We start from the raw sequence: 11,875 nt of genomic DNA, 5'->3' as shown, positions 1-11,875 counted from the left end.
AGAGGGTATACATGAATGAAGAAACATTTATTTCAGATATTGATTTAAGTAAACAAGCTGTAATAGAGCCCGGAGTCGAAAATTTACAGTATAAGTTTCATGAAAAATTGCTTTTTGCATTTGTCCCAGATGATGAAATTAACTCTTTTTTAGATAAACACTCTCATAAGACTCTGGGTAAATTTAAAACTGTTTCATTTAGACCTAAGATATATGAAGTGGAAGTCAACAATCAATTAATTACTTTGTGTCAAGCTCCAGTGGGAGCACCAGCTTCAACAAAGTTTTTAGATTGGTTGATCAATTATGGAGTTAAACAAGTTTTATCTGTTGGAAATGCAGGAGCACTGGCTAATCTTCCTGAAAACACGATATTTGTTCCACAAAGAGCGATTCGCGGAGAGGGTACATCCTTTTATTACAAAGAACCAAGTAAGATTATTACATTAAATAAAAAGTTTGTACGAAGCGTTGAAAATGAAATAAAAAAATTAGGTCTTCAATATGAAGAGGGAACAACTTGGACAACAGATGGCTTTTTTAGAGAAACACCCAAGCAAGTTTTACAAGCTAAAGAATTAGGTGCAAAAACTGTCGAAATGGAGTGTTCAGCTTTAGCTGCTTGTGCAGAATTTAGAAATATAAGTTTTGCGCAAATTTTGTTTACGGCTGATAGTTTAGCTGATATGGATAACTATGATAAACGTAACTGGGGCCATGATTCATATAGCGTTGGCTTGAATATTGGATCTCAGGTATTAGTGAATTTATAATATTTCAACTAAAAATGGAGTGGAAAACATGAATGAAGAACCATTTATTTTAGACTTTGACAAAAATCCGCATGCTGTTCTTGAACCAAATCACGATCAAGAACCCTTTCATTTTCATCCAAGATTACTTTACGCATTTGTGCCTGAAAAAGAAATTAACGCATTTTTGTATCAACATCTTCATCGCACTTTGGGCGAATTTGAATCATGCTCTTTTAACCCCAAAATCTATGAAGTTCAAATTGACAATGAATTTTTCACTTTGTGTCAAGCACCCTTGGGAGCACCAGCAGCTACTCAATTACTTGAGTGGTTAATTGCTTATGGTGTAGAAAAAGTGTTAACTATTGGCACAGCTGGTGCTTTAGTAGATTTGCCTGAAAATACAATGCTTCTTCCCACACGTGCTATTCGGGATGAAGGAACGTCTTTTCACTACATGCAACCTGGACAATTTGTTGAATTAGATTCTTCATTTTTAAAGGAAGTAGAAAAAGCTTTAACTGAACTAAATGTGGACTATGATGAGATAACAACTTGGACAACCGATGGATTCTTTAGAGAAACGCCTAAAAAGGTGGCCCAATTTCGTCAGTTAGGCGCATCAACCGTAGAAATGGAATGTGCAGCTTTAGCTGCTTGTGCCCAGTTTAGAAAGATTGATTTTGCTCAGCTTTTGTTTACGGCAGATACATTAGCTGATATGGATAACTATGATGAGCGTGATTGGGGCGGTGAATCGCACAGAACTGGCTTAAGCATTGGTGCCCAAATTTTAACAAGGATCAAATAGATATGGATGAGAATATACAAACATTTTGGCATCAGTTTTGTAAAAAGCATAATTTAAATGAAAATACACCTGTTGAAGCATGGGCCTTTGGTGCAAATCAAAAAGATGCTAATGAGTTAGCTTCTTTGGTTGATAAAGAAATTAAGACAGCTACTACGTCAGCTTATGAATTGTATGGTAAAGATGAGAAATTACCTAAAGTAGGTGAGTGGGGCATTATTTTAGATGGTAATGCTAAACCAGTCTGCGTAATAAAAGATGTATGCGTTGAGATCATTCCATATAATTTAATTTCTCAAGAACATGCTTATCATGAAGGAGAAGGTGATTGTAGCTATACTTATTGGCGCACGGTTCATGATGAATTTTTTACACGGAAATATAAAGAGCGTGGAAAAATTTTTTATTCTCAAGCACCGATGGTCTGTGAAGTTTTTGAAAAAATAAAATAAGCGACAAAAATTAGCGCTTGTATAAAAATAGCTAGAAATAGTAGGTACATGGTAAAATTAATTCCATATGCTAAATTTAAGAACGTATTTTAGTAAGGAGTTAACTAAACATGAAAAAGACGGGAGTAATGAACTCAAATATTTCTAGAGTGATTGCAGATATGGGACATATGGATTGGTTAGGTGTGGGGGATGCAGGAACTCCTGTGCCAGCTGGGACTGAAAAGATTGATTTATCTGTTAGACCAGGATTGCCATCATTTATTGATGTTTTAAAGGAAGTTCTCACAGAATTAGAAGTTCAAAAAATGTATATTGCTGAAGAAATTAAAACTGAAAATCCTAAGCAATTAGAAGCAATTAAAAAGACTCTTCCTAACGTTGAGATTAAATTTATTCCTCATTCAGAATTAAAGAAAGACTTAAAGTCCTCAAAGGCATTTATTAGAACTGGAGAGAAAACTCCATATTCTAATGTGATTTTAGAAAGTGGCGTAACTTTTTAATTAATTAGAAATGGAGGAATTATTCTATGCAAGGAATTGCACTTTTAGTTGGATTAGGACCATTGATAGGATGGGGCTTATTTCCAACAATAGCTTCAAAGATTGGTGGTAAACCGGTAAATCAAATTATTGGAGCAACTTTTGGAACTTTTATTTTTGCAGTAATTTATAATTTGATGCGAGGAATTGCACTCCCTACAGATTCAGCCTTGATTTGGTCAATTATTTCAGGAATTGGTTGGGCTAGTGCGCAAATACTTACTTTCCATTCCTTTACTTTAATTGGTTCATCAGGTACGATGCCGATCACGACTGCTTTTCAGTTGCTAGGAACTTCTTTATGGGGTGTGTTTGCACTAGGAGATTGGCCAAATACAAGTGATAAGTTAGTCGGCTTCCTTGCCTTAGCCTTAATTGTTTTGGGAGCTTGGATGACAACTTGGACTGAAAAGAAGACTGATGAAAACAGTGCCAAGCTGAGAAAAGCAGTCATCGTTTTATTAATTGGTGAAATTGGTTACTGGGCTTATTCAGCTGCCCCACAAGCTGCAAAAATTGATGGCTCAAAGGCATTCTTACCACAAGCTATTGGAATGTGCTTAGTCGCAATTTTCTATGCAATTTATTTGAAAGTTAAGAATCCAAAGCAAACGATTGCTTTAGCTCAGGGAATTTCTTATAAGCAAATTATTTCTGGCTTCTTTTTTGCTTTTGCTGCTTTGACATACTTGATTTCAGCACAACCAGATATGAACGGCTTGGCAACAGGATTTATTTTGTCGCAAACTTCAGTAGTTTTGGCAACATTAACTGGAATTTGGTTCTTACATGAAAGTAAGACAAAGAAAGAAATGATAGTTACTCTAGTTGGATTAGCTATTATTATTGGCGCTGCAACAATGACAGTAATTGTTTAATTGAATATAGATATTGAACTACAACTTTTTATTTTAAAGGTATTTATTGAAGATTTTAAAAAGGTTAGTGTCAGAAGATAAATTCTTTTCATAAGGCTTTATATTAAGGGGTATTTTACAATGGATACATATATTAAAAACTATACTAATACGTTCGATATCAAAGGCAAAGAAATTACTGTTACTGCCCCTGCGCGATTCGAAAAGAATACTGATCGACTAATAAATGATAATGAACTTGATGATCAAGCTGTAGAAATAGCACAGGAAATATATCGTCAGAAATATGGTTTTGTGGGTCCAGCAGACATTAAAAAATTAAGAAAGAAATGGAAACTCTCTCAACGACAATTGGCTTCAGTTTTAGGTTGGAGTCCTTCAACAATCGCATTATATGAAGTAGGTGAGATTCCGACAGTTTGTAATAATAGACTGCTTAATGTATTAATTAAGAATCCTCAAGTAATGAAAGATTTTATTGAAGAAAAGAAAAATTCAGATAATTTAGAACTTTAAATTGAAAAAAGACAGGAGAAATAACTCCTGTCTTTTTGCTATGCTATAAGTTTTTATCTTTTTTCTTAAACCATATTCTAGCAAAGTCGATTAGTGGTTTTACTTTAATGACCTTAATAAAACCATTGTTTAATTTAACTTGTTTAAACTCTTTAGGAAAGTTTCTTTCAAAGGCTAGTCCTAAGTCATTAAAATCATCATATGAATCCATATCTATATTTTGGTAATCAGTCCAGATAGTCTTTCCAGTTTTATCTATCCCGGTTGCTGCTGAACAGGTTTCCGTTTTTCTATCAATTGTTGATTCAGCGTAGTGCAACATTGTGCAAGTTTCATAATCAGTTCCTAGAAAAATAATTTTACCATCATTTTGATACAAATAGTCTAAGGGACTATGCAAGCCGTAAGGCATATCAAGTGGTTGTTTTCTAGCAATTTTAGCTTTATCTTTACCCCAAATTGCAATGGGTAGATAAGGATGGCAACTACGTACTACATCGGGTAAATTTCTAAAATATTCAGGTGTAATACCTAAACCTTCACTCAGAGAAGTATCAGGATTATATGGTGGCATATTGTCACGGACTATTTGAATCAAATCTTGTCTAACAGGAGGATATTCCCAGCTTGCGGGGTCACAATTCGTAGTGACTTCTGATGGCATCATAATTGTGCCTTGATTTATTGTTTCTTCTAAAGCATGAACCACACTTTCAGGTCCACCAGGAACATAATAAAACTTACTTAAAGCTGTATGAACCATAACCTTATCAGTAGCCTTGATCTGAGCATTAATGAAGGCATTTTTAAAATTATCTTTTGTAGTAATCGTAGTAATTATATCTTGAGTCATAATGTTCTCTTTTCTTAAATTTAATTAATTATTGACTAGGACGATAGAATACTACTCTTGTTTTAATTTCTGCATTATTGATTTTGTTTTTCTTGTTACTCATTTATAATTCCTCGGTTTTAGTGTTTAATTTCTATAAAGATAATTAAATAAAAGAATGCTGTTATTACTTGAGCTATTCCTTCAAGCATAATTGCGGGAAGAACGCCAAGATTTTTAACAATAATTCCTCCTAAAAATGATCCAATTGGAATCATGCAATTAACAATACTGCTATTAATTGTGTTAATTCGTCCAAGCAGATTAGGGCGAAAACTTTCCTGGACGAGTACACGAAAGTTAATATTCATCATACTGATCCAAAAGGTACTAAACAGAGCGAATAATAAAATTAAGATAGGAAAAATTGGGGCAATAATTGTCTCTAAAATAATTGAAATACCTGAAAGAATTAAACAAATAACAATTAATAATCTTAACTTGTTGTCTTTAACATAGAAATGTTGCACTGCGATACTACCAAGTAGTCCACCGACTGAAGAAGCAAGCTCCAAACCACCATAACTCATTGCACTCCTGTTTAAATATTGAGTTGCAAAGTAAGGTAACCCGATTGAAGAAATTCCATAGAACAAGTTGGTTATAGCAAAGGGAAGGATTAGGATCAAAATATCCTTTTCTTTTTGTAAAGCCTGCCATCCGTTAATTAGAGCTTTTAAGTAAGTACTATTTTCTTTATCTGAAGAAATTGATTGAACATTAAAGTTAAGTCGAGCATAGAATAAGAGCGCAAAAGCGAAAATTAAACCTGAAATTATAATTGTATTTTTGATGGACAAATAAGTAATTAAAATTGTTGCCCCGGCATCTAAAAATAAATCCAAAGTTTGATATGACATTTGAAAGATACCGTTTACCTTAGCTAAATTTTCTTTTTTTACAATGATTGGCAATATTTTGTCTTCAGCTGGATAAATTAATGTTGAACCAATTGTAGATAGAATATAAACAATAATTAAAAATATGATTGCGAAAAGATGTAAATTTGGATCGTTAAATAATGGAATAATTAACAAGCTAAGGATGGCTTGAATAATAGTTACTACTTGAAGTAATTTTTTAGTATTTAACCGATCAATTATTGGACCTAAAGTAAATGAAAACATATCAAGCGTTGAATCTGCTATAAAGATTAGCGATAGTAATATTGGTGAGTGAAAGTGGCTTTTAAAGTACCAGAGTATCGCCATATAAAACAGTGAATCAGCAATATTAGTTCCGATTCTTCCAATTAATAAGTTAACAACATTAGAATTATCTTTATTAGTTAAATTTTTTAGCATTTTCCCGTTCCTTATTAAATACGTGTTTTTAAAGTATTTTGAAAGTTCAGGGAAAAGTTATCTATATTTAGTTAACAAACCCCAAACTTTCATCAAATTTGGGGACATTTCTTAAATATAGCTTAATAACTGAAAGAAAATAATTCAGTTTTAAGCTTAATCCTAAGTTATTTAGAATAAACACCTAGTTTCACCTCAATTTTTTAAGATAAAGTTAGTATAACATAGTACAAAGTAGCTTAAAATTACCGCTTAGTTGAAAAATATTACCACTTAAAAAAATATGATTGAAAATTAAAAAAGTATTAGTAAAATTAATAATAACTAAAGCGGAGGAGGGAAAATAATGACATTTAAAGAATTAATAAAAAGTAATATTCCACGTTCAATCTTAATCATGGCTTTGTACATTCTTTATGCCATTACAGGTGCATTAGGAGAATATCTATTTAAAAATTCATTGAATAATATACTTAAGGGAAATTTGAATGGGTATATTTATTGGACTTTTATTCAAGCAGGGATGGAAATAGGAGCAGCAATTTTATTACCAATTGCAACAATTGCTTTTACTAAACAAACACAGAGCTATTTACATCATATTAGAGAAGATATTATGCAGCATTACTATAATTCCGGTAATGATGAAAAGGTTTCTGAAATGCAAAATCAGTTAACAGGAAACTTAAAAATGTTAACAACTGATTTTGCTACTCCTTGGGTTTCAATTTTAAGTGGAATTCTTGAAATATTTATTTCAGTCGGAATTCTATTAAAGATGAACTGGACTTTGGTTCTAGTTAGTACAATATTATTGGGAATTAATTTTCTGCTTCCAAAGATTATGGAAAAGAAAACCGCACAAGCTACTAAGGAAGTTAATGCTAAGAATGAAAAGTTACTTAATGTAATTGAACATTGGCTTGGCGGTTTACAAGAATTAAGACGTTTCGGCGCTTATGGCAGATTAAGAAAACAACTTCATCAAGCGAGTGATGACTATACTAAGGCAAGTAAAAAGAGCTGCAAGTATAATACAATTTCTTATCTCTTCAATGGCTGGGCAAATGCCCTAGCACAAGTAGGTTTGGCTTTCTTTGCTGGAATTTTGTTTATAAATCGCTCAATTTCTTTTGGTGAATTTGCAGTTGCTGGCTCATTCGGATTTGCAGTTTTCTCAGCTATTTGGGAAATTACTAGTGCAATCACACAAATCAAGTCAACAAAAGAATTACGTCAAGAAATTTCTGAACTACGTCGCAATGAAAAACGGACGGTTAAAGCAAGTGCATATGGTGTTTCAGTAAAAAATCTAAAAATTTCATATGATCAAGGTGAAACTATTTCTTATCCTGATTTTACAATCAAAGCTGGAGATAAAGTGTTACTGACTGGTGATTCAGGAACAGGTAAATCTACATTATTTGCAGTTTTACTTGGAAAGTTGAAGGCGCAAAGTGGAACTGTTACTTACTTAGATAAAAATAATCAACCACTTGAAAATGCTACAGTAGGTTATTTGCCTCAAGATCCTGTAGTTTTTCCAGTTTCAATTAAAGAAAATATTACAATGTTTACTAAAAAGCTTGAACAACAAGTACTTAATATAGTTAACAAAGTTCAGCTAAGCACTGATTTAGCTAAAATGTCTGCTGGTATCAATACAGTTGTTGATTTAAAAAATGAAAACTTATCAGGTGGGCAAAGACAAAAAGTGGTTTTGGCAAGGAGTGAAATTCATCATCAGCCATTTGTTTTGATGGATGAAGTAACTAGTGCGATTGATCAAAAAGCCACTGAAAAAATTATTGATGAATTGCTAAAGACAGATCAAACAGTTTTAATGATTGCTCACAACTTTACACCAGAATTGAAGGCCAAGTTTGATCATGAAATAAAGTTAGAAAAGAAGGGAGGACACGAGTAATGAATTTTAGGGAATTAATAAAAATTAATCCAGTTAGATTTTGTCTATTTGTTATAATTACTGTTTTAACACCAATCACATTAATTGGTAATACAGCACTAGTTCAACTAGAAACGACAATTGTTCTGTCACGGAATTTACGTAATTTTATAATTATTTCAGCAATAAGTTTAGTGGTTGCTGCTCTAGGCTATGTATTTATATATATCAGTCAATATTTGATTACATATCAAGCACAAGACTTAAATAATTCAGTTAGAGATAAGATTGTTAAGCACTACTTTTATGATGGCAAAAAACATCAAGTTCCTGAAATGCAAAATAGACTAACTAATGATTTACAAATGGTTAATGAAAACTATATTGGTGCTATTTTTAATTTACTATATGGTAGTGTCATGATCATTTCAATTATCATATATTTAATTATGTTAAATTGGATCTTGTTACTAACAATTTGCTTAATTGTAGCAATTACTTTAGTCCTTCCGAAACTAATTGAGACACCATTACAAAAAGCAAATCAACTTATTTCTGATAGCAATCAGGTTTATTTAGATACTCTGAATGATTGGCTTGCAGGTTTAGAGCAATTAAGACAATTTGCCGCTGGGGCAAAGCTGTTTTCAGTTTCTAAATTAGCAAGTAAGAAACTTGAAGATGCAAACGTTAAGCAAACTACTTATACCAAATTGCTTAATGCTATTACTGGTATTGCCTCTGCAATTTTTGGTTTGATTATCTTTTTATTGTCAGGTTTTTTAGTTAAGAATGGTTTATTAGAGATTAGTGCACTTCTAATTGTAGGTAATTTTAGATTTTATTTAAATCAAGCTATTAATCAAATTTCAAATGCCCGTGGTCAGATGAAAGGTATTAAAAAACTAGTTACGGAAATAGATAAGTCTGCAGAACCTGTCCATTCTTCAAGTAAAGATAGTTCGATTGCTCCTGCGATAATCAAGACAAAATCACTAGGTTTAAAGTTTTCAAATGGAGAAAGTTTAACTTATCCTAATCTTCAAATTAAAGAGGGCGAAAAGATCTTATTAACAGGCGATTCAGGTGCTGGAAAGTCAACTTTATTTAAATTAATTCTTGGAGAATTAAAGCCAAGTTCAGGAAAAATAATATTTGAAGACAAAAATGGCAATCAGATCGTGCCAGACTTACGTAAAATTGGATATCTTCCACAAGACCCAGTAGTTTTTCCCGCTTCGATTTTAGATAATATTACGATGTTTAATGACAAATTAGATAATAAAGTAGCTGAGGCAGTGAAAGAAGTAAATCTTTCTGCAGATCTAAAGAAGTTTGATGAAGGAATAGATAAGAAACTTAACTTGGATAAATTGAATATCTCAGGGGGACAAAGACAGAAGATTGTTTTAGCTCGTGCAAAGGTTCATGATAGTGATATTATTTTGATCGATGAAGGAACAAGTGCAATTGATCAAAAAGCGACAATGGATATTTTGAATAATCTATTAAAAAGTAAGGCAACTATCATCTTTATTGCTCATAATTTTAATAAAAAAATGCATGATCTATTTGATCGAGAGATTCACTTAGTAAAAGACTAGAAGAAAAAGGCTTTTGTAAAAAATGCAAAAGCCTTTTTCGATGCCTTCAAAAAATGGCTGCAAAATGCAGTCATTAAAGAAAGTAACTAGTTATAAATTTGTCTAGTAAAATTATATAAATCGGTATCAAGATAATATTTAACTTCATCTGCTTCAGCAATATTCTTTAATCCAAATAGGGCAGTTAGAAGACGTAACTCATATTTTAGATTTTGAATTGCGACAATCAAAGATTCGGTATCTTGATTAGCAAACTGTAAGAAATAATTTGCAATACCAACATATTGTGCCCCTAAAACTAAGGACTTGAAAATATCTAAAGCATTGGTAATCCCACCGGCTGCGATAATCGTTTTATTAACCGGAATAGTTCGTGCAGCAAGCAAAGTTTTAACTGTTGAAAGACCAATGTCTTCTAAAAACATTAATTTTTGATTTTTTCGTCTTTCATTTTCAATCTGAGCAAAATTTGTTCCGCCACTTCCACCTAAATCAATAATTGAAAAGTCATTGATCAAGAGGGTTCGTAAAGATTCGGGGTCAATTCCCATTCCCACTTCCTTGATGATGATTGGAACATCGACTGCTTGACGAATTGCTTTTAGATTATCAAGCCAATGAAAATCCCGATCTCCTTCAGGCATCACAGCTTCTTGAACACTATTAAGGTGAATTTGAAGGGCGTTAGCATTTAATACCTGCACAATCTTTTGGGCCACTTTAGGTTTAGTAGTTGGATTAACGTTAGCGAAAAGTAGGCCATCAGGATTTTCTTGTCGCGCAATTTCGAAACTTTTGATTTGATCAGTTTCTTTTTCAAGAATGCTAGCAGAACCTAACGCCATCGGAATATTTTCTTTAGCAGCTGCTTGAGCTAAGCGTCGATTAATAGTATATGAAGCATCTGATCCACCTGTCATTGCATTGATAAAAAATGGGGCACTAATTTTTTGACCAAACATTTCTGTTGCAATACTTTCTTTGCTAACAGCACTTTCAGGAAGAGCGGGGCGAATTAGATGTATATGCTTGAAATCATTATTTTTATTACTATTAAAAAACATCTTAGCCAATGCTAGATGTTCTTCTTTTCTTTGGGATCTTTGTGACATAATCTTTTCCTAGTATTAAATTAATTAAGCTATTGAATGAACTAAAAAGTTCAGTGGCATAATTCCATTTTCACGCCAAATATTTTTCATTTCTTCAATATCAGTTTGCTCATCAGCGATCACAATGCCGCAATCGCCGTTTCCTGCGCCAGAAGTCTTAGCAGCACCATTAAATTGTTCTGCGATATTAATTAATTTAGTCAGACGTGGAATTTCGATAGCAATATGATTAAGTGCAGCAAAATCCTTTAGCAATTGACGATTTAGACGAATTTGCTTTTGAATTAAAGCAATATTCTTTTCATTAAAGCCCTTAATCATATCAAGAACGCATTGTCTAGATTGTTCTAAGAAAGTATCATATTGGGTCTTAATAAACTTCTTCTTAGCATTAGTCTTATCAACTAATTGTGAAGTTGAGGCAGGCTTTTGACTCCAACCAATTACTAAATTTAATCCTTCAGGGGGAGTTAATAATTGAATTTTTAGACCAGGCCAAGCTTCGTTTAAAACATCGCTAAGAGATTTGGTAGCTAATTCTTGCTTAAGCCATGCCTTGTCAAAAGTTTGATAAGCAAGCCATCCACCATAGACACTGGCAGCAATATCACCAGCTGATCCGTTTCCTTGAACACTATAGTGAGAGATAGCTGAAAGTTTAAAGATAAGATCTTTTGTACAATGTAAGCCATAAAAATTAAGAATTGCCTTTACAGTTGCAACTGTTACAGCTGCAGATGAACCAAGACCATACTTCTTACCATCAGCTGAATCAAGATCAGAATTAACATGTAAGTCATATAAAGACATTGGAACTTTTTGTTCTAAACAAAAACGTTCTGTAAATTTAATCGCAGATAAAATGTATTCAAACGGGTTATCACGATTATCGATTACCATTTGATTGCCTTTACGAATCCAGTGAATAGAATCTTGAGAATACTGCTTAGAGTGAATTAAACCACTAGTGCCAGTGCTCTTAGCAATAGATACACGTACAAATTCATTTACTGCAACTAAAATGGCAGGGCAGTTTTGCTCAAGAACTGCATACTCTCCCGCAATATACAATTTTCCTGGTGCTTGTTCTGTAATCAACG

General features: G+C 32.8%; 12 protein-coding genes. 8 read left to right on the top strand and 4 right to left on the bottom strand.

Annotated features, from left to right (window positions below; translation table 11 throughout):
* The first annotated feature begins 11 nt into the window (after positions 1 to 11).
* From AB5359_RS02985 to AB5359_RS02960, 6 genes are all read left to right on the top strand, one after another.
* Positions 12 to 773 carry a nucleoside phosphorylase gene (locus AB5359_RS02985; RefSeq protein WP_048686946.1) on the top strand — a complete coding sequence of 254 codons (762 nt, stop codon included), beginning with the start codon at positions 12 to 14 and terminating at the stop codon, positions 771 to 773.
* A gap of 28 nt (positions 774 to 801) precedes the next feature.
* Positions 802 to 1,566 (top strand): nucleoside phosphorylase, encoded by a 765-nt coding sequence (locus AB5359_RS02980; RefSeq protein WP_048686947.1) that lies wholly within the window; start codon positions 802 to 804, stop codon positions 1,564 to 1,566.
* Positions 1,567 to 1,568: 2 nt separating this feature from the next.
* Positions 1,569 to 2,018, top strand: a complete 450-nt coding sequence (locus AB5359_RS02975; RefSeq protein ID WP_048686949.1) for an ASCH domain-containing protein — start codon at positions 1,569 to 1,571, stop codon at positions 2,016 to 2,018.
* A gap of 110 nt (positions 2,019 to 2,128) precedes the next feature.
* Positions 2,129 to 2,524, top strand: a complete 396-nt coding sequence (gene rbsD, locus AB5359_RS02970; RefSeq protein WP_048686951.1) for a D-ribose pyranase — start codon at positions 2,129 to 2,131, stop codon at positions 2,522 to 2,524.
* Between the two features lie 26 nt (positions 2,525 to 2,550).
* The gene (locus tag AB5359_RS02965) at positions 2,551 to 3,441 is read left to right on the top strand and encodes a ribose/proton symporter RbsU (protein WP_048686953.1); all 891 of its coding nucleotides are present in this window, start codon (positions 2,551 to 2,553) and stop codon (positions 3,439 to 3,441) included.
* Between the two features lie 120 nt (positions 3,442 to 3,561).
* Positions 3,562 to 3,957 (top strand): type II TA system antitoxin MqsA family protein, encoded by a 396-nt coding sequence (locus AB5359_RS02960; protein WP_048686955.1) that lies wholly within the window; start codon positions 3,562 to 3,564, stop codon positions 3,955 to 3,957.
* 43 nt (positions 3,958 to 4,000) lie between these two features.
* Here AB5359_RS02960 and AB5359_RS02955 read toward each other — a convergent pair whose 3' ends face one another.
* Together AB5359_RS02955 and AB5359_RS02950 are read right to left on the bottom strand one after the other, a co-directional pair.
* A complete protein-coding gene (locus AB5359_RS02955) occupies positions 4,001 to 4,810 on the bottom strand; it encodes an aminoglycoside N(3)-acetyltransferase (RefSeq protein ID WP_048686956.1) in 810 nt (269 codons plus the stop codon).
* A 119-nt stretch (positions 4,811 to 4,929) separates the two neighbouring features.
* The gene (locus AB5359_RS02950; RefSeq protein ID WP_077410370.1) at positions 4,930 to 6,153 is read right to left on the bottom strand and encodes an MFS transporter; all 1,224 of its coding nucleotides are present in this window, start codon (positions 6,151 to 6,153) and stop codon (positions 4,930 to 4,932) included.
* Between the two features lie 346 nt (positions 6,154 to 6,499).
* On the opposite strand from AB5359_RS02950, the gene AB5359_RS02945 reads away from it, so the two are divergent.
* Together AB5359_RS02945 and AB5359_RS02940 are read left to right on the top strand one after the other, a co-directional pair.
* Complete coding sequence (locus AB5359_RS02945) at positions 6,500 to 8,080, top strand: ATP-binding cassette domain-containing protein (RefSeq protein ID WP_368280203.1); 1,581 nt, start codon at positions 6,500 to 6,502, stop codon at positions 8,078 to 8,080.
* Positions 8,080 to 9,663, top strand: a complete 1,584-nt coding sequence (locus tag AB5359_RS02940) for an ABC transporter ATP-binding protein (RefSeq protein WP_048686961.1) — start codon at positions 8,080 to 8,082, stop codon at positions 9,661 to 9,663. The genes AB5359_RS02945 and AB5359_RS02940 overlap by 1 nt, the downstream gene beginning before the upstream one ends.
* Positions 9,664 to 9,749: 86 nt before the next feature.
* Here AB5359_RS02940 and fni read toward each other — a convergent pair whose 3' ends face one another.
* The gene (gene fni, locus AB5359_RS02935) at positions 9,750 to 10,775 is read right to left on the bottom strand and encodes a type 2 isopentenyl-diphosphate Delta-isomerase (protein WP_048686963.1); all 1,026 of its coding nucleotides are present in this window, start codon (positions 10,773 to 10,775) and stop codon (positions 9,750 to 9,752) included.
* A 24-nt stretch (positions 10,776 to 10,799) separates the two neighbouring features.
* The gene (locus AB5359_RS02930; protein WP_020807382.1) at positions 10,800 to 11,873 is read right to left on the bottom strand and encodes a phosphomevalonate kinase; all 1,074 of its coding nucleotides are present in this window, start codon (positions 11,871 to 11,873) and stop codon (positions 10,800 to 10,802) included.
* Positions 11,874 to 11,875 lie beyond the last annotated feature (2 nt).

The sequence above is a fragment of the Lactobacillus sp. RTP31084st1_F9_RTP31084_210423 genome, from assembly GCF_040919545.1.
Classification (GTDB): Bacteria; Bacillota; Bacilli; order Lactobacillales; family Lactobacillaceae; genus Lactobacillus; species Lactobacillus paragasseri.
The sequence above is the reverse complement of the archived record's forward strand: the minus strand, read 5'-3'. Positions and strand labels throughout refer to the sequence as shown.